Raw genomic sequence first — 19,727 nt, forward strand, 5'->3', positions numbered from 1 at the left:
AATTAAAAATGAAATTAATATTGTTATTATAAATTCTTAAGGTGGAGGAAAAAATGGTAAAAGAAAATAATATATCATATGATGTTACGGATTTAACGTCTTTAGAAAAATTAGAGCCTGTTAGAATAAGACCGGGCATGTATATAGGTTCTACTGGAAGTAAGGGTCTTCATCATTGTGTTTGGGAAATCTTAGATAATGCAATTGATGAAATATCAAATGGATATGGTAGCAAAGCTACTGTTATATTAAACAGTGATAAAAGTGTAACTGTAATAGATAACGGTAGAGGGATACCAACAGGAATTCACCCAGTTAAGAAAAAGAGTGGAGTTGAGATGGTATATACAGAACTTCACACAGGCGGAAAGTTTGATAACAAAAATTATAAAACATCAGGAGGTCTTCACGGAGTTGGAGCAGCTGTTGTTAATGCTTTATCTAAGTGGGTTGAAGTAGAAGTTCATCAAAATGGAAATGTATATAGACAAAGATTTGAATATGCTTTTGATAAAGAACTTAAAAAAGATATGCCAGGAACACCAGTAACTCCTTTAGAGGTAGTTGGAAAAGCAAAAGATACTGGAACAAAAGTAACTTTTTTACCAGATAAAAAGATATTTTCAAGTACAGATTTTAAATTTGATATTATAGATGAAAGACTTCAAGAATTAGCGTTCCAAAATAAAGGGATGAGACTTGAACTTATAGATAAAAGAGGAGAAGAAGAAGTTAAAAAGGAATACTACTCTGAAAGAGGGTTACTAGATTTTATAGAATATTTAAATGAAAGTAAGACTCCTATTCATAAAGATCCTATTTTATTTGAAGGAGAAAAAGAAATAGCAGGAATATCTATGGCTGGAGAAGTATGTATGCAGTTTACTGATTCAACTACAGATAATATAGCAAGTTATGTAAATAATATACCAACCACAGAAGCTGGAACTCACGAAACAGGATTTAAAACTGGTATGACAAGAGCTTTCAAAGAATGGTCAAGAAAACTTGGTTTATTAAAGGAAAAAGATAAAGAGTTTGAAGGCGATGACTTAAGAGAAGGTATGACTGCTATTGTAAGAATAAAAATATCAGAACCAGTTTTTGAAGGACAAACAAAAACAAAGCTTGGAAATGCAGAAGCTTATACAATGATGAATGAAGTAGCATACACTAAGCTTTCAGAATGGATAGAAGATAATAAAGAACTTGCAAGCAAAATAATAAATAATGCCCTTCAAGCGGCGCAAAGAAGAGAAAAGATTAAAAAGATAAATGAAGCAGAAAAGAAAAAGATAGGTAAAGGTACAGCACCACTTGCAGGTAAAGTTGCTGTTTGTACAGGTAGAGATAAAGAATATAATGAATTTATAGTAGTTGAGGGAGATTCAGCTGGAGGTTCAGCAAAGCAAGCTAGAGATAGAAAATTCCAAAGTATTATGCCATCAAAGGGTAAAATAATGAATACAGAGAAGCAAAAACTTGAAAATGTACTAGCTTCAGAGGAGCTTAAAATATTTAACACAGCAATTGGAACTGGAACTTTAGATAATTATAGTGAAGATGATTTAAAGTACAACAAAATAATAATAATGAGTGATGCTGACGTTGATGGATATCATATAAGAACTCTTTGGATGACTTATATTTATAGATATATGAGACCTCTTATAGCTAATGGTCACCTTTACTTAGCACAACCACCTTTATATAAAGTTTATAAAAAGGTTAAAGGTAAAGAAATAAGTGAATATGCTTATTCAGATGAAGAACTTGAAAAAGTTAAAAAGAAAATTGGTAAAGGGGCATTAATTCAAAGATATAAAGGTCTTGGAGAGATGAATCCAGATCAATTATGGGAAACAACATTAAATCCAGAGAGTAGAACATTGCTTCAAGTAACAATAGAAGATGCAGCTAAAGCTGAAAAAATGGTATCTCTTTTAATGGGAGATGTTGTTGAGCCAAGAAGAAAATATATGTACAAATACGGAGAATTTTAATTATAGATAGAAATGGAGAAATGTTATGGCAAAAAAAGTTAGTAATATACCAGTAGATAGAAACGTAATAAGGGTTCCTATTGAAGAGGCTATGCCAGATAACTATCTTCCTTATGCAATAGAAGTTGCAAAAGATAGAGCACTTCCAGATGTAAGAGATGGATTAAAACCTGTTCATAGAAGAATATTATATGGTTCATACCTGTTAAAGGCATTTCCAGATAGACCATATTATAAATCAGCAAGAATAGTTGGAGATATTTTAGGTAAATTCCATCCTCATGGAGATACATCTGTATATGATGCAATGGTTATACTTGCGCAAAACTTCTCAACTAGAGAGCCACTAATATCAGGACACGGAAACTGGGGTTCAATGGATGGTGATGGTGCAGCTGCTATGAGATATACAGAAGCTAGACTTGCACCAATTGCTATGGAAATGATAAGAGATATAGATAAAGATACTGTAGATATGGTTCCAAACTATTCAGATAGTGAAATGGAACCAACAGTACTTCCAAGTAGATATCCAAATCTTTTAGTAAATGGAACATTCGGTATTGCAGTTGGACTTGCAACTAATATACCACCACATAACTTAGAAGAAGTTACAAATGGTGTTTTAGCTTATATTGATAATAAAGATATAACAACTGATGAAATAATGGAACATATAAAAGGACCAGACCTTCCAACAGGTGGAGTATTAATCGGTAAAAATTCATTAAAATCAGCTTATGAAACAGGAGAAGGTAAAGTTACATGTAGAGCAAAAACATGTATAGAAACTTTAGAAAACGGAAGACTTGGAATTGTAATTACAGAGTTCCCATATAGAAGAAATAAATCAAAGATACTTCAAACTATTTCAGAAATGACAGCTGATAAGAAACACTCAAAAGTACTAGAAGGAATAACTGATATAAGAGATGAATCAGATAGAAATGGTATTAGAGCTGTTATTGAATTTAAAAAAGCAATGAGTGAAAGTGATGTAGAAAAAGTACTTAAATACTTATTTAAGAAAACAGATCTTCAATGTAATATTAGTTTTAATATGGTTGCTTTATGTAATGGTAAGCCAGAAACTATGGGACTTAAAACTATAATAAAACATTATGTAAATCATCAAAAGGAAATAGTAACTAGAAGAACTAAAAGAGAATTAGAAATTGCAGAGAAAAGATTCCATATTGTAGAAGGATTTATTAAAGCAATAGACATAATGGATGAAGTGATTAAAACAATAAGAGCATCTAAGTCTAAAAAAGATGCTTCAACTAATTTAATTAATAACTTTGGATTTACTGAAATTCAAGCTGGTGCAATATTAGAACTTATGCTTTATAGACTTACAGGACTTGAAATTAAAGTTTTTGAAAAAGAATATAAAGAATTAAAAAGAGAAATAAAGAGACTTAAAAAGATATTACAAGAAGAAAAAGAACTTCTAAAAGTAATAAAAGAAGAGCTTAAAGAAGTATGTGAAAATTATAAAAATCCTAGAAGAACAAACATAATTGAAGATGATAGTATAGCTAAGATAGATGTGGAAGAGCTTATTGTTATTGAAGATGTTATGGTTACACTTTCAAAGGATGGATTTATAAAGAGAATTCCTCATAAAAACTATATAAGATCTAATCAAGATGTTGAAGCGATTGATTATAGAGAAGGGGATGAACTTAAATTCTTATTTGAATCAAATACTAGAGATAATATATTAATATTTACTGATAAAGGTAATATGTATCAAACTAAAGGTATAAATATTCCAGAAGGTAAATGGAAGGATAAAGGAGAAAGAATAGATACATTAATTAAAACATTAGATTTAGAAGAAGAGACTATAGTTAATGTTATATCAGAAACAACTTTAAATCCAAATAAATATATTCAGTTCATTACAAGTAAAGGTATGATAAAGAAGAGTTCTTTAGATAAATTTAAAACTTCTTATAGTAAGCTTCAAGCAATTAAGCTTAAGGATAACGAAAATGTAGTAAGTGTAATGTTATTAAATAGAGAAGAAAATAAAGAGTTCTTAAAGGTAAATACAAAGATTGGATTAGAATTTAATTTAGAAATTGGAGAAGTTTTAGATACTCCAAGAAATATCATGGGAAGTTATTTATTTAATCTTTCAGATAATGATGAAATTATAAGCTGTGAATATGTAGATACTTTAGAATACAAAGAATTTGCAATTGGAGTAACAAATAAAAATGTTATAAAAGCATTTTCAAGAATTCCTAAAAATGATGATCTTAAAACATATACTGATACTTTAAGTGACTTATTATTATTCACTGATAAAGGAAATGTAGTTAAGATAAAATCATTTATGCTAGAAAGTGTTGTATCTAAAGATATAAAACTTAATGATATTGTTTCAGGTCTTTTAGAAAAAGAAAGGGTTATAAAAATAGTATCACTAAAAGAATATAATGAGGATTTAGCTGTATTTGTCATTACAAAAAGAGGATTAGTTAAAAAGACTATACTTACAGAGTTTAGTCATGACTTTACAATAACTCAATACTATAAATTTAAATTTGAGGATGATGAAATTGCTTCAATAACAATAAATAATCAAAAGTATGGCGAATTAGTTATAATAACTAAAAAAGGAATGGCTATTAGATTTAATCAATCTAATATAAATCCAATGGGAAGAATTGCATCAGGTGTTACTGGTATAAGTTTAAAAGATAATGATGAAGTACTTTACGGAAGGTATATAATAGAAAGTGGAGATAATGAAATTGCAGTTACATCTACAGAAGAAGGTATATTTACTTTAACTTCTTTAAAGAAAAACGTAGAAACTGTAAAAATTTCAGATATCAAACTTCAAAATAGAGCAGGAAGAGGAACAGATGTTATGGTAGTTTCATTAGATGATGAAATTGTATCTGTTCAGTATAATTAGAAGGGAAGAGATTAAAATGAAGAAAGTAGCAGTATTATTAGCTAATGGTTTTGAAGAAATTGAAGCTTTAACAGTTGTTGATGTTTTAAGAAGAGGAAACATTAATTGTAGTATGGTTTCAATTAATGAAAAAGAAGTTACTGGTGCACACAACATAAAAGTCATAGCAGATGAAATTCTTTCAGATGATTTAGATGTTGATATGGTAGTATTACCAGGCGGAATGCCAGGTGCTACAAATTTAAGAGATGATGTAAGAGTTATAAACTTATTAAAAAAGATGAATAGTGAAAATAAAAAAATTGCAGCAATTTGTGCAGCCCCAATAGTTCTTGCAAAGGCTGGAATTATAAGTGGAGAAGATATTACATCATATCCAGGATTTGAAGATGATCTAAAAGAAGGAAATTATAAAGATGATTTAGTAGTTATAAGTGGAAATTTAATAACTAGTAGAGGACCTGCAACAGCTTTAGAATTTTCATATACTTTACTAGATGTACTTAATAATTCAAAAAGCAGTGTGCTTAGAGATGAAATGTTATATAATTTAATAAAGTAAGTTAGAAGAGGAAGAATAATGAAAGAGAAGTGGCTTGTAAGAAATAAAAAAGAGGAATTCCTAAAGTTATCTAGTGAAATGAACGAAAATAGTTTAATACTTAGATTACTTGCAAATAGAGGAATTTCAACTAAAGAAGCAGCTTCTCTTTTTCTTAATGGTACAATTTCTGATATGCACGATAGTTTTTTATTAAAAGACTTAAAAGAAGGTGTAAGTATCATAAAAAATGCCATTGAAAAAGGGAAGAAGATAATAATTTATGGTGACTATGATTGTGATGGGGTTTGTAGTACAACAATTCTTTATAAAGGCTTAAAAAGATTAGGCGCAAATTTTGATTACCATATTCCAAACAGAGAAAGTGAAGGATATGGAATGAGCAAAGATAGAATAAAGATTTTAAAAGAAGAAGGCGCAGAAGTACTACTTACTTGTGATAATGGTATATCTGCCTTTGATGAAGTAAGTTTTGCTAAAGAACTTGGACTAGAAGTTGTATTAACAGATCATCATGATATACCTATAATCGAAGAAGATGGAGAAAAGCATAAATGTTTTCCAAAAGGTGATGCAGTAATAAATCCTAAAAGAGAAGATTGCATGTATCCTTTTAAAAATCTATGTGGTGCAGGGGTTGCATTTAAATTTATTCAAGGACTTTATAGAGAATTTTCAATAGATTTAGATGAAAGTATAGAACTTTTAGAATTTGCAGCAATTGCAACTGTATGTGATGTTGTAGATTTAATAGATGAAAATAGAATAATAGTAAAAAAAGGTTTAGAACTTATAAATAATACTACAAATAAAGGATTAAAAGCACTTATAAAAGTGAAAAATCTAGAAGATAAACCAATATCAGAATATCATTTTGGTTTTGTTATAGGACCTTGTATAAATGCAACTGGAAGACTAGAAATTGCAGATATATCAGTAGAACTTTTAATAACAGAAGATGAAGAAAGAGCAAAAGAATTAGCTTATAAATTAAATGAATTAAATGAAAAAAGACAAGAACTTACAGCTGAAAGTACAGAAAAAGTAATAGATAAGGTTGAAAGGACTCTTGGAAAAGATGAAAGAGTAATAGTAGTTTATGAAGATACTATACATGAAAGTATTGCAGGTATTGTTGCTGGAAGAGTTAGAGAAAGATTTAATCTTCCAAGCATAGTATTAACAGAAGGGAAAGAAATGCCAAAAGGTTCTGGAAGATCAATTGAAGAGTATAATATGTTTTTAGAACTTTCTAAGTGCAAGCATCTTATGAATAAATTTGGGGGGCACCCTATGGCAGCTGGACTTTCTGTATTAAAAGAAAACATACCATTATTAAGAAAAGAATTAAATGAGAGATGTCAATTAAAAGATGAAGATATAATTCCAAAAGTTATAATAGATGCGCCATTAAAGCTTCAGTATATAAATAAAGAACTAGTAAATAAGCTTTCTTTAATGAGACCTTTTGGAAAAGGAAACTGGAGTCCTGTATTTGCAGATAAAGATATAACAGTAAAAAGAGTTATATTTATGGGGAAAGATAAAAATTTCTTAAGATTTAAAATGGAATTTTCAAATGGAATGCAAATAGATGGAGTCAATTTTAATAAATACGAAGAATTTAAAAATCTTTATATTGATAAATATGGAGAAGAAGAGTTTTTAAAATTACAAGATACAGGATATTGTAATTTTAAAATGGATATATTATATTATCCTGAGATAAATGAATTTAAAGGAAATTCTACCATTCAATTATCAATAAAGAGTTTCAGATTATAAATAAGCCTATATAATATATTATATAAATAGATAAAATTGTTATAAAGACATATAAGGAGTGGATATTTTTTGAGTAAATATAAAATAATTATGACTGGAGGGGGAACTGCAGGGCACGTTACCCCAAATTTAGCATTAGTACCATCATTACAAGAAGAAGGATTTGAAATAAAATATATAGGAAGTAAAGATGGGATAGAGAAAGAAATTATAACAAGCAATAATATTCCATACTATGGCATTTCATCAGGTAAACTTAGAAGATACTTTGATATAAAGAATTTTACTGATCCATTTAAAGTTATAAAAGGTATTCATGAAGCTAGAAAAATATTATCAAAAGAAAAACCAGATGTTATATTCTCAAAAGGAGGATTTGTTACAGTTCCAGTTGTTATAGCAGCTTCAATGAAGAAGATACCTGTAATAGCACATGAGTCTGATATTACACCAGGACTTGCTAATAAATTAGCATCACCATTTTGTGATAAATTATGTGTGACATTTAGGGAAAGTTTACAGTTTGTTAAAAATAATAAAGGAGTCTTAACAGGAAGCCCAATAAGAAAAGAAATTTTATCAGGATCAAAGGCGAAAGGTAAGGAAATTTGTGGCTTTAAAAATGATAAAGATATAATTCTTATAATGGGGGGGAGTTTGGGGTCAAAAGTTATAAATGACAACATAAGAAAGAATATAGATAATATTCTGAAAGATAACAATATTATACACATATGTGGTAAAGGTAATATTGATGAGTCTTTAAAGAAGTTAGATGGCTACAAGCAATTTGAATATGTAAGTGATGAACTTAAACATTTAATGCAATCAGCAGATTATATAATTTCAAGAGCTGGAGCTAACTCAATATTCGAATTTTTGGCGCTTAAGAAGCCTACACTTTTAATTCCACTATCTAAAAATGCAAGTAGAGGAGACCAAATTTTAAATGCAAACTCATTTAAAAAGGAAGGTTTCTCATTAGTTATGCAAGAAGAAGAGCTTCAAGAAAAAGGAATCTTAGAAGGAATTAAAATGTTAAAAGAAAGTAAACAAGATCTTATAAAAAATATGAATGAAAGCAAGCTAAATGATGGAGTAAAAGAGATTATAAGTGTGATAAAAAGTAGCATTACAAGATAATAATATAAATCTAAATAATGTAAAAATAAAAATGAATAAATAACAGGATAATTTCAATTGGAAACTTGCAAATTTAAAATAGTGTTATATAATAAAAGAGACGGTTTTTTGTTTAATGTATTGAAACATTATTAAGAAATATTTTAAACAAAAATATCAAAGCGATATTAAATAAAATTGTATTTTATTTGGTTAATGTATAATTTTATTTACTATATATTACTCATTAGGAAGTTTAAAAATGGACTTTTTATTAATTAAAGAGTTTTGTTTTTAATTTTTATAATTGAAAGAGGGGTCACGCGATGAGAAAAATGAAAACTATGGATGGTAATACTGCTGCTGCTCATATATCTTACGCATTCACAGAAGTTGCAGCTATCTATCCTATAACACCATCATCACCAATGGCAGAACACGTTGATGAATGGGTAGCACAAGGAAGAAAGAACATATTCGGTCAACCTGTTAAAGTAATGGAAATGCAATCAGAAGCTGGTGCTGCTGGAGCAGTTCACGGATCATTACAAGCTGGTGCATTAACAACTACTTACACTGCATCACAAGGTTTATTATTAATGATACCTAATATGTACAAAATCTCAGGGGAATTACTTCCAGGAGTATTCCACGTATCAGCTAGAGCATTAGCTACTTCAGCATTAAACATCTTTGGAGATCACCAAGACGTTATGGCTGCAAGACAAACAGGATTCGCTATGCTTGCTGAAGGTTCAGTACAAGAAGTAATGGATTTATCAGCTGTAGCTCACTTATCAGCTATCAAATCAAGAGTTCCATTCTGTAACTTCTTCGATGGATTCAGAACTTCACACGAAATCCAAAAGATTGAAGTTTTAGATCAAGAAGAATTAAAACCATTAGTTGACATGGAAGCTTTACAAGCATTCAGAGATAGAGCTTTAAATCCAAATCACCCAGTGACTAGAGGTACTGCTCAAAATCCTGATATCTACTTCCAAGAAAGAGAAGCTGTTAATAAGTTCTACAATGCTGTTCCAGACATCGTTGAAGGATACATGGCTGAAATCACTAAGTTAACAGGAAGAGAATATCACTGCTTCGATTACTACGGTGCTGCTGATGCAGATAGAGTAATCATCGCAATGGGATCATGTACAGACGTATGTGAAGAAACAATAGATTACTTAAATGCAAACGGACAAAAAGTTGGGGTTGTTAAAGTAAGACTTTACAGACCATTTGACGTTGCTAGATTAAGAAAAGCTATACCAGCTACAGTTAAGAAGATAGCTGTTTTAGATAAGACTAAAGAACCAGGATGTAACGGAGAACCATTATACTTAGACGTTATGAGTGCATTCTACGGTGAAGAAAACGCTCCTGTTATAGTTGGTGGTAGATACGGATTAGGATCAAAAGATCCAAACCCAGGTCACATCGCTGCTGTATATGAAAACTTAGCTAAAGACGAACCAAAGAACGGATTCACAATCGGTATAGTTGATGACGTAACTAACACTTCATTAGAAGTTCACGAAGATATCGATGCTACTCCAGAAGGAACTACAGCTTGTAAGTTCTGGGGACTTGGATCAGACGGTACAGTTGGTGCTAACAAGAGTGCTATCAAGATTATCGGAGACCATACTGACATGTATGCTCAAGGATACTTCTCATATGACTCTAAAAAATCAGGTGGTATAACAGTATCACACTTAAGATTCGGTAAGAAAGCAATCAAATCACCTTACTTAATAAACAAAGCTGATTTCGTAGCTTGTCACAACCAATCATATGTTTACAAATATAACGTTCTAGAAGGATTAAAGAAGAATGGAACATTCTTATTAAACTCAATCTGGAGCCCAGAAGAAGTAGAAGAACATCTACCAGCTTCATACAAGAGATATATCGCTGAAAACAACATTAAGTTCTATACTTTAAATGCTGTTAAGATAGCTCAAGAAATCGGTCTTGGCGGAAGAATCAACATGATAATGCAATCAGCTTTCTTCAAGTTAGCTAACATTATCCCTGTAGAAGACGCTGTTAAATACTTAAAAGATGCTGTTGTAACTTCATACGGTAAGAAGGGACAAAAAGTTGTTGATATGAACAACGCTGCTATCGATAAGGGAATCGAATCAATAGTTGAAATTAATGTTCCTGCATCATGGAAAGATGCTAAAGATGAAGTTGTAGCTGAAACTAAGGAAAGACCAGAATTCGTTAAGAAAATCGTTGACCCAATGAACAGACAAGAAGGATTCGATCTTCCTGTATCAGCATTCGATGGAATGGAAGATGGTACTTTCGAACAAGGTACTGCTGCATTTGAAAAGAGAGGTATCGCTATAAACGTACCTGAATGGGATAAGGAAAAATGTATCCAATGTAACCAATGTGCTTACGTATGTCCACATGCAGTTATAAGACCAATATTATTAAATGAAGAAGAAGCTAAAAATGCTCCAGAAGGATTAAAGATGGTTCCTGCTAAGGGAATTAAGACTGAATCACCAATGAGCTATGCAATGGCTATTTCACCACTAGACTGTACTGGTTGCGGAAACTGTGCTCAAGTATGTCCAGCTCCAGGAAAAGCTTTAGTTATGAAGCCAGCTCATACACAAGAAGGAGAAGCTATAACTTGGGATTACCTAATAGATGAAGTTTCACCAAAAGCTAACCCAATGAACAAGAAAACTGTTAAGGGTAGCCAATTTGAAAAGCCATTATTTGAGTTCTCAGGAGCTTGTGCTGGATGTGGAGAAACTCCATATGCTAAGCTTATAACTCAATTATACGGAGATAGAATGATGATAGCTAATGCTACTGGATGTTCATCAATCTGGGGAGGATCAGCTCCTTCAACTCCATACACAACTAACCATAAAGGATACGGTCCTGCTTGGGCTAACTCATTATTCGAAGATAATGCTGAATTTGGATTAGGTATGTTCTTAGGAGCAAAAGCTATAAGAGAAAGATTAGTTGACTTAGCTAACGAAGCTATCGTTTCATTAGAAGAAGGAGAAGCTAAAGAAGCTCTTAAAGCTTGGGTTGAAAATGTTGAACTTGGAGAAGGAACTAGAGATAGAGCTGATAGAGTAGTAGCTGCTTTAGAAGGATTAGATAATGAATTTGCTAAAGAAATCTTAAAAGAAAAAGACTTCTTAGTAAAACCATCACAATGGATCTTCGGTGGAGACGGATGGTCATATGATATCGGATTCGGTGGAGTAGATCACGTACTTGCATCAGGAGAAGATGTAAACATATTTGTATTCGATACAGAAGTTTACTCAAATACTGGTGGTCAATCATCAAAAGCAACTCCAACTGCTGCAATAGCTAAATTCGCTGCATCAGGTAAGAAGACTAAGAAGAAAGACCTTGGAATGATAGCAATGACTTACGGATACGTATATGTTGCTCAAATTTCAATGGGAGCTGATAAGAACCAAACTCTTAAAGCAATAGCTGAAGCTGAAGCTTACCCAGGTCCATCATTAATAATCGCTTATGCTCCATGTATAAACCATGGTATAAGAATAGGTATGGGTAACAGCCAATTAGAAGCTAAGAAAGCTGTTGAATGCGGATACTGGGGTATGTACAGATACAACCCACAATTAAGAGGAACTGATAAGAACCCATTCGTTCTTGATTCAAAAGAACCAACTGGAGACTTTAAAGAATTCTTAATGGGAGAAGTTAGATACGCTTCACTTGCAAAAGCATTCCCAGAAGCTGCAGAAGCTTTATTCGAAAAGACTCAAAGAGATGCTATGGAAAGATTAGAAGGCTACAAGAAATTAGCTGGAAAATAGTATTTTAATAAAAAGACTTAAGTGAGATTACTCACTTAAGTCTTTTTTTTATAAAAATAATATAGTGATGCTTTAAAAATTTACAAAATAGTTATTAAAATGAAAGAGTTGAAAAGTAGTACTTATACAAAGTATAATTAAATTAAATATTCTAAAAAATTATTAAAAAATAAGGAGAATAATATGCCAAGAAGAATTTTGTATTTAAATGATGTTATAGATATAGAAATTTTTCAAAAAATACAGGATGATATAGCAGAAGCTACAGGCATTTCTATAATAACAGTTGATTATAAAGGTAAACCTGCAACAAAACATAGTAAATGTAGTGAATTTTGCAATCTTATGAGAAAAAATGAGAAATTCTCAGAACTTTGTGAAAAATGTGATTCTAGAGGAGGGTTAGAAGCCGCTAGATTAGAAAGACCATATATATATAGATGTCATAAAGGGCTTGTAGATTTTGCTACACCTATAATAGTAAATGGTCAATATTTAGGATCAGTAATGGCAGGACAAGTTCTTACAGAAGAAGAAAATTTAGATTTAGAAAATATAGTTAATGGAAAAGATGATTTTAAAAACCTAGAAGAAAAAGAAGAACTTTTAAAGGCATATAAAAAATTACCTGTATTTAAATTTGAAAAAGTTCAATCAATTGCAAATATGATGTTCCACATAAGTAATTACATAGTAGAAGAAGCAGTTCTTAAAATGGCTCAAAAAGAATTAAATGATAAAAACATAAAATTTATTGAAGCTAAAAAGGAAAGAGCTGAACTTGAAAAAGAATATGAAGCTTGTAAATTAAAAGCATTACAAGCACAAATAAATCCACATTTTTTATTTAATGTTCTAAATAGTATATCAGCGCTTGCAATAATAGAAGAGGCACCAAAAACTCAAGAAGTCATATATAATTTATCAAATATGCTCAGATATACACTTAAAAAAGCAGATAAAGTAGTATCTATAGAAGAAGAATTAAAATATATAGAATCATATTTAGCTCTTCAAAAAGTTAGATTTGGTGATAGATTAAATTATGGAATAGATGTAAGTGATAATATTAAAAATCAAAAGATTCCATTTATGAGTATACAAACATTCGTTGAAAATTCTATAGTTCATGGATTAGAAGGAAAAGAAGATGGTGGAATAATAAATATATTCTCAAATGAAGATGAAGATAGTTATACTTTATGCATAAAAGATAATGGTACAGGAATAACAGAGAATATATTAAAAGATTTAAAAGATGAATTAGAATATAGATATGGAAAAGATTTAGATAAAATAGGAATAAATAATGTAAATAAAAGAATGGCTAAATACTATGGGGATGATTATAAAATAGAAATAGAAAGTAAAGTTCGTGAAGGTACTTTAGTAAAAATTATCTTTAAAAAAGATAAATAGTTAGGATGGTGCATACATATATGCTTAAAGCAATGATTATTGATGATGAAGAGCTAGAGAGAAGGGCATTAAAGATTATTTTAAAAGACCTAGATAGGTTAGAGGTCGTTGCTGAGGGGAGTAATGGAAGAGAAGCCATAGAACTTGATAAGGAATTTGAACCAGACTTAATAATAATGGATGTAAAGATGCCTGGATTAGATGGATGTAAGGCAGCAGAAATAATTAAAGGGCGAAATGAGAATAAAATAATAATAATGATAACAGCACATGATGATTTTGATTTAGTTAGAAAAGCGTTAGTAGTTGGAGTTAATGACTACATATTAAAACCAGTAAGCCCAAAAGAACTTATAGAAAACATTGAAAAGTTAATTGTTAATTTAAAAATTAACAAGAATGAAACGATAAATTATAAACAATCAAGTTGTAACATAGATGAAATTAAGTCTCCTATTGAAAATGCACTAGAATATATAGAAGATCATGTTGAAGAAAATATTAACTTAGAGAGTATAGCTAGTATATGCAATTTAAGCTCATGTTATTTTAGTAAGCTGTTTAAAAAAGAAGTAGGAGTTAATTTTAAAACGTACATAAATAATAAAAAGCTAGATAAAGCTAAAGAAATGCTTAAAAATACGGATATACCAATACTTAATATAGCATTAGATTTAGGTTTTGATGATTGTGGCTATTTTATAAGAGTATTTAAAAAGAGTGAAGGAGTAACTCCTAAAAAATATAGAGAAATAAATTAAAAAAAGCGAATTTTTTGATGTTAATAAAATAAATTGATGTCAAAAAAATCGCTTTTTTTAGTTGTGAAATAAAAATTTTTCCATTAAATAGACTGAAAATATTAATTAATTTAATAAATAGTGAAAAAATATAACTTTTTGGTCATTTCCCTATATAAAATGACCAAAAAGTAACATTCTATTTTGAATAAAAATAAATATTACTATTAAATTGATAAAAATTAAACAATTTAATTCAAGAAGAAGACAAGATTTTATAATGGAATTTAAAGTGATTTAGATTACAATAAAGACATCGATAAAAAAATAACAAGTTATATTAAATATAAAACTTATGTATAAGGGAGGAAACTTAAAGTGAAATCAAAAAGATTCGAGGCTTTAGCAAAACGTCCTGTAAACCAAGATGGTCTAATTGGTGAATGGCCGGAAGAAGGTTTAATAGCAATGGGAAGTCCAAATGACCCTAAATCTTCTATAAAAATAGAAAATGGTGTAGTTGTAGAACTAGACGGCAAAAAAAGAGAAGACTTTGATATGATAGACAGATTTATAGCAGATTATGCAATAAATCTTGACTATGCAGAAGAAGCTATGAAATTAGACTCAGTAGAAATTGCAAGAAAATTAGTTGATATAAATGTTGGAAGAGATGAAATAGTAGAAATAACAACAGCAATAACTCCAGCAAAAGCTGTAGAAGTTATGGAACATATGAATGTTGTTGAAATGATGATGGCACTTCAAAAGATGAGAGCTAGAAAAACTCCATCAAATCAATGTCACGTAACAAACCTTAAAGATAATCCAGTTCAAATTGCAGCAGATGCAGCAGAAGCTGGAATAAGAGGTTTCTCAGAACAAGAAACTACAGTTGGTATAGTAAGATATGCACCATTTAATGCACTTGCAATACTTATAGGTTCACAAGTTGGAAGAGGTGGAGTTTTAACTCAATGTTCAGTTGAAGAAGCTACAGAACTTGACCTTGGTATGAGAGGACTTACAAGTTATGCAGAAACAGTTTCAGTATACGGAACTGAATCAGTATTCACAGATGGAGATGATACTCCATGGTCAAAAGCATTCTTAGCATCAGCTTATGCTTCAAGAGGACTTAAGATGAGATATACATCAGGAACAGGTTCAGAAGCATTAATGGGATATGCAGAAGGAAAATCAATGCTTTACTTAGAATCAAGATGTATCTTCATAACAAAAGGTGCTGGAGTTCAAGGACTTCAAAACGGTGCAGTTAGTTGTATAGGTATGACAGGTGCAGTTCCATCAGGAATAAGAGCAGTACTTGGAGAAAACTTAATAGCAGCAATGCTTGACATAGAAGTTGCATCAGCTAACGACCAAACTTTTTCACATTCAGATATAAGAAGAACAGCAAGAACATTAATGCAAATGCTTCCAGGAACAGACTTCATATTCTCAGGATATAGTGCAGTTCCAAACTACGATAATATGTTTGCTGGATCAAACTTCGATGCAGAAGATTTTGATGATTACAACATATTACAAAGAGACTTAATGGTAGATGGTGGATTAAGACCAGTATCAGAAGAAGAAACAATTGCAATAAGAAATAAAGCTGCAAGAGCTATTCAAGCTGTATTTAGAGAACTTGGATTCCCTAAAATAACAGATGAAGAAGTAGAAGCTGCAACATATGCACATGGAAGTAAAGATATGCCTGAAAGAAATGTTGTAGAAGACTTAAAAGCAGCAGAAGAAATGCTTAATAAGAGAATAACTGGATTAGATATAGTTAAAGCATTAAGCCAAGGTGGATTTGATGATGTTGCAAACAACATATTAAACATGCTTAAGCAAAGAGTAACAGGAGACTATCTTCAAACATCAGCTATACTTGATAACGACTTTGATGTTATTAGTGCAGTTAATGATGTAAATGACTATAAAGGACCTGGAACTGGATACAGAATAAGCAAAGAAAGATGGGAAGAAATTAAAAATATTCCTAACGTAATAAATCCAGAAGATATCGAATAAGAAAGTGGTGAATAATATGGAGAATAAAGTAAATGAATATGTTATACCAAAGCTTACACTTAAAGAAGTAGGTGAAGCTAAAGTCGGAACAAGATCAGACGAGGTTGTAATAGGACTTGCACCAGCTTTTGAAAAGTTCCAACATAGAACATTAGTTAATGTAGAACATACTGATATATTAAGAGAACTTATCGCAGGTATAGAAGAAGAAGGATTACATGCAAGAGTTGTTAGAATAGTAAGAACTTCAGACGTTTCATTTATAGCAAATGATGCAGCAAAATTAAGTGGTTCAGGAATCGGAATCGGAATACAATCAAAAGGAACTACAGTTATCCACCAAAAGGATTTACTTCCTTTAAACAATTTAGAATTATTCCCTCAAGCACCACTATTAACATTAGAAACTTATAGATTAATAGGTAAAAATGCAGCAAAATATGCAAAGGGAGAATCACCAACACCAGTTCCAACAAAGAATGACCAAATGGCTAGACCTAAATTTATGGCAATAGCAGCGTTATTCCACATAAAAGAAACTAAGCACGTAGAACCAGGTGCAAAACCAATAGAAATAGAAGTTAAATTCTAAATTATAGGGAGGCATAATAAGGATATGGCAAACGAAAAAATGAGTCCTAAGGACTATCCATTAGCAATTAAAAGACCAGAAGATATAAAAACTCCAACAGGAATGAATCTTCAAGATATAACTTTAGAAAATGTTTTAAATGGAGATGTTAAACCAGAAGACGTTAGAATATCACCTGAAACATTAGAAATGCAAGCTCAAATAGCTGAAGGTATGAATAGACATGCAATAGCAAGAAACTTAAGAAGAGCTGCTGAACTTATAAAAGTTCCAGATGACAGAATATTAGAAATGTATAATGCTTTAAGACCATTCCGTTCAACAAAAGAAGATCTTTTAAATATTGCAGATGAACTTGAACATAAATATGGTGCAAAAGTTAACGCTGAATTCGTAAGAGAAGCTGTAGAAGTATACGAAAAGAGAAATAAGTTAAAACAAGAATAAGATACTTCTAACAAAAAGCAGGAGGACACAATGAAAATAATTGCAGGTGTTGACATTGGTAATGCTACTACGGAAGTAGCATTATCAAAGGTCGAAAATGGAAAGATTGAATTCCTTTCAAGTGGAATCGTAGGAACAACTGGAATAAAGGGTACAGAAGATAATATAGAAGGTGTTTTTGATTCATTAAAACAAGCACTAAGAAAAGTATCTTTAACATTAGAGGATTTAGATTTAGTTAGAATAAATGAAGCAGCACCAGTTATTGGTGATGTTGCTATGGAAACTATAACAGAAACTATTATAACTGAGTCAACAATGATAGGACATAATCCTCAAACTCCAGGTGGAATAGGAATTGGTATAGGAAAAACTATATATATTGAAGATTTAGATAATATAGATCTTGAAAATCTTGAAGATGAGAATGAATTTATTCCGATTATATTAAGTAGGGTTAATTTCTTAGAAGCAGCAGCTAGATTAAATGCTGCAACTAGAAGAGGAGTTAATATTACAGCGGCAATCGTTCAAAGAGATGATGGAGTACTTATAAACAATAGATTAGATAAAAAAATACCTATAGTTGATGAAGTTATGTTACTTGAAAAAGTTCCAGTAGGGATGAAAGCTGCAGTTGAAGTTGCAGCACAAGGTGATGTAATTGAAAATCTAGCAAATCCATATGGAATTGCAACAGTATTTAATCTTTCATCAGAAGAAACTAAACTTATAGTTCCTATATCAAGAGCACTAATAGGAAATAGATCTGCTGTAGTTATTAAAACTCCAAAGGGAGACGTAAAAGAAAAGAAAATCCCTGCTGGAAAAATTAATATAGATGGATTAAAACGTAAAGAAAGTGTAGATGTAGAACACGGTGCATCAAAAATAATGGATGCAGTAAAATTATGTGTACCTATACAAGATGTTAAAGGTGAAGCTGGAACTAATGCCGGTGGAATGCTTGAAAGAGTAAGACAGGTAATGGCAAACCTTACAAAACAAAAGATAACAGATATAAAGATACAAGACCTTTTAGCTGTTGATACTTTTATACCTCAAAAGGTTAAAGGTGGACTTGCAGAAGAATTTTCCCTAGAAAATGCAGTCGGAATAGCAGCTATGGTTAAAGCCGATAAACTTCAAATGCAAATGATAGCTGATGAACTTGAAAAAGAGCTTAAAGTGCCAGTTGAAGTTGGTGGTGTAGAAGCTGATATGGCTATTCGTGGAGCACTTACAACTCCTGGAACTAGCACTCCTCTTGCAATACTTGATATGGGGGCTGGATCAACTGATGCTTCAATCATAAATAAGAATAATGAAATATCATCAATTCACTTAGCAGGTGCTGGTAATATGGTAACAATGCTTATCAAGTCAGAACTTGGACTTGAATCATTTAACTTAGCAGAAGAGATTAAAAAATATCCATTAGCTAAAGTTGAAAGTTTATTCCATATAAGACATGAAGATGGAACAGTTGAATTTTTTGAAGAACCATTAGATCCTTCAGTATTTGCTAAAGTAGTAATATTAAAAGATAGAATGCTTGTTCCAATTGATGGACAAACATCTATTGAAAAAATAAGAAATATAAGAAGAAGTGCAAAAGAAAAAGTATTTGTAACTAACTGCTTAAGAGCACTTAGCATAGTTTCACCAACAGGAAGCATAAGAGATATAGAATTCGTTGTTTTAGTTGGAGGATCATCTTTAGACTTTGAGGTACCTCAATTAGTTACTGATGCATTATCACAATATGGTGTAGTAGCTGGTCGTGGAAACATTAGAGGAACAGAAGGTCCAAGAAATGCTGTTGCAACAGGTCTTATATTAGCTTGTGAAGGAATGGAGTAATTATTATGGCAATGGTGATGAAGGCATATGAATACGAAATACCTTGTATATATTTATATTATGAAGAAGGATTAAATGATGAATCTTTATTTAATGAAATATTATGGGGTATAGAGGAAGAAGGTATACCTTTTAAAGTAGAAAGCTTACAAGTAAACAATTCATGGGAGCTTAGTCATTTAGGTGCTACTAAATCTAAGCTAGCAGTTGGAATTGGAATTGATAAGAATGGAATAATAACACTTACACATAATAAATTAAAGAAAGATAAACCATTATTTACTGCAAACTTAAAAGATGATGGAACAGTCTTAAGAAAACTAGGAGCAAATGCTGGTAGGTTAGTTAAAGGTATAGCATTTAAATAAACTTATAGG

General features: G+C 31.0%; 13 protein-coding genes. All 13 read left to right on the plus strand.

Annotation, left to right across the window (positions count from 1 at the left end; translation table 11 throughout):
* Window positions 1-53: 53 nt before the first annotated feature.
* Complete coding sequence (locus tag ACZ5TJ_RS05395) at window positions 54-2,003, plus strand: DNA gyrase/topoisomerase IV subunit B (protein ID WP_464201795.1); 1,950 nt, start codon at window positions 54-56, stop codon at window positions 2,001-2,003.
* A gap of 25 nt (window positions 2,004-2,028) precedes the next feature.
* Complete coding sequence (locus ACZ5TJ_RS05400) at window positions 2,029-4,938, plus strand: DNA topoisomerase IV subunit A (RefSeq protein ID WP_464201797.1); 2,910 nt, start codon at window positions 2,029-2,031, stop codon at window positions 4,936-4,938.
* 16 nt (window positions 4,939-4,954) lie between these two features.
* On the plus strand, window positions 4,955-5,500 hold the full coding sequence (locus tag ACZ5TJ_RS05405; RefSeq protein ID WP_464201799.1) for a DJ-1 family glyoxalase III: 546 nt from the start codon (window positions 4,955-4,957) through the stop codon (window positions 5,498-5,500).
* A gap of 18 nt (window positions 5,501-5,518) precedes the next feature.
* Window positions 5,519-7,285: a single-stranded-DNA-specific exonuclease RecJ gene (gene recJ / locus ACZ5TJ_RS05410; protein ID WP_464201801.1), complete on the plus strand. Its 1,767-nt coding sequence runs from the start codon at window positions 5,519-5,521 to the stop codon at window positions 7,283-7,285.
* A gap of 69 nt (window positions 7,286-7,354) precedes the next feature.
* A complete protein-coding gene (locus tag ACZ5TJ_RS05415) occupies window positions 7,355-8,428 on the plus strand; it encodes an undecaprenyldiphospho-muramoylpentapeptide beta-N-acetylglucosaminyltransferase (RefSeq protein ID WP_464201803.1) in 1,074 nt (357 codons plus the stop codon).
* A 305-nt stretch (window positions 8,429-8,733) separates the two neighbouring features.
* Window positions 8,734-12,246, plus strand: a complete 3,513-nt coding sequence (gene nifJ, locus ACZ5TJ_RS05420; protein ID WP_464201805.1) for a pyruvate:ferredoxin (flavodoxin) oxidoreductase — start codon at window positions 8,734-8,736, stop codon at window positions 12,244-12,246.
* A 183-nt stretch (window positions 12,247-12,429) separates the two neighbouring features.
* Complete coding sequence (locus ACZ5TJ_RS05425; protein WP_464201807.1) at window positions 12,430-13,665, plus strand: sensor histidine kinase; 1,236 nt, start codon at window positions 12,430-12,432, stop codon at window positions 13,663-13,665.
* Window positions 13,666-13,685: 20 nt separating this feature from the next.
* The gene (locus tag ACZ5TJ_RS05430; protein ID WP_464201809.1) at window positions 13,686-14,426 is read left to right on the plus strand and encodes a response regulator transcription factor; all 741 of its coding nucleotides are present in this window, start codon (window positions 13,686-13,688) and stop codon (window positions 14,424-14,426) included.
* Between the two features lie 357 nt (window positions 14,427-14,783).
* Window positions 14,784-16,448, plus strand: a complete 1,665-nt coding sequence (locus ACZ5TJ_RS05435; RefSeq protein ID WP_464201810.1) for a propanediol/glycerol family dehydratase large subunit — start codon at window positions 14,784-14,786, stop codon at window positions 16,446-16,448.
* A gap of 16 nt (window positions 16,449-16,464) precedes the next feature.
* Entirely contained in the window at window positions 16,465-17,040 is a 576-nt protein-coding gene (locus ACZ5TJ_RS05440) for a propanediol/glycerol family dehydratase medium subunit (protein WP_039310669.1), read from the plus strand.
* Window positions 17,041-17,064: 24 nt separating this feature from the next.
* Complete coding sequence (locus ACZ5TJ_RS05445) at window positions 17,065-17,487, plus strand: diol dehydratase small subunit (protein ID WP_464201813.1); 423 nt, start codon at window positions 17,065-17,067, stop codon at window positions 17,485-17,487.
* Window positions 17,488-17,517: 30 nt separating this feature from the next.
* Window positions 17,518-19,350: a diol dehydratase reactivase subunit alpha gene (locus tag ACZ5TJ_RS05450; RefSeq protein WP_464201815.1), complete on the plus strand. Its 1,833-nt coding sequence runs from the start codon at window positions 17,518-17,520 to the stop codon at window positions 19,348-19,350.
* A 5-nt stretch (window positions 19,351-19,355) separates the two neighbouring features.
* Window positions 19,356-19,718: a glycerol dehydratase reactivase beta/small subunit family protein gene (locus ACZ5TJ_RS05455; protein ID WP_464201817.1), complete on the plus strand. Its 363-nt coding sequence runs from the start codon at window positions 19,356-19,358 to the stop codon at window positions 19,716-19,718.
* Window positions 19,719-19,727: the final 9 nt, after the last annotated feature.

The organism is Clostridium budayi, from assembly GCF_055396605.1.

Coding starts and splice junctions, on each gene's coding strand:
- ACZ5TJ_RS05395 (WP_464201795.1), top strand. CDS start 54: ATGGTAAAAGAAAATAATATATCATATGATGTTACGGATTTAACGTCT.
- recJ (WP_464201801.1), top strand. CDS start 5,519: ATGAAAGAGAAGTGGCTTGTAAGAAATAAAAAAGAGGAATTCCTAAAG.
- ACZ5TJ_RS05445 (WP_464201813.1), top strand. CDS start 17,065: ATGGCAAACGAAAAAATGAGTCCTAAGGACTATCCATTAGCAATTAAA.
- ACZ5TJ_RS05455 (WP_464201817.1), top strand. CDS start 19,356: ATGGCAATGGTGATGAAGGCATATGAATACGAAATACCTTGTATATAT.
- ACZ5TJ_RS05440 (WP_039310669.1), top strand. CDS start 16,465: ATGGAGAATAAAGTAAATGAATATGTTATACCAAAGCTTACACTTAAA.
- ACZ5TJ_RS05425 (WP_464201807.1), top strand. CDS start 12,430: ATGCCAAGAAGAATTTTGTATTTAAATGATGTTATAGATATAGAAATT.
- ACZ5TJ_RS05430 (WP_464201809.1), top strand. CDS start 13,686: ATGCTTAAAGCAATGATTATTGATGATGAAGAGCTAGAGAGAAGGGCA.
- ACZ5TJ_RS05400 (WP_464201797.1), top strand. CDS start 2,029: ATGGCAAAAAAAGTTAGTAATATACCAGTAGATAGAAACGTAATAAGG.
- nifJ (WP_464201805.1), top strand. CDS start 8,734: ATGAGAAAAATGAAAACTATGGATGGTAATACTGCTGCTGCTCATATA.
- ACZ5TJ_RS05450 (WP_464201815.1), top strand. CDS start 17,518: ATGAAAATAATTGCAGGTGTTGACATTGGTAATGCTACTACGGAAGTA.
- ACZ5TJ_RS05405 (WP_464201799.1), top strand. CDS start 4,955: ATGAAGAAAGTAGCAGTATTATTAGCTAATGGTTTTGAAGAAATTGAA.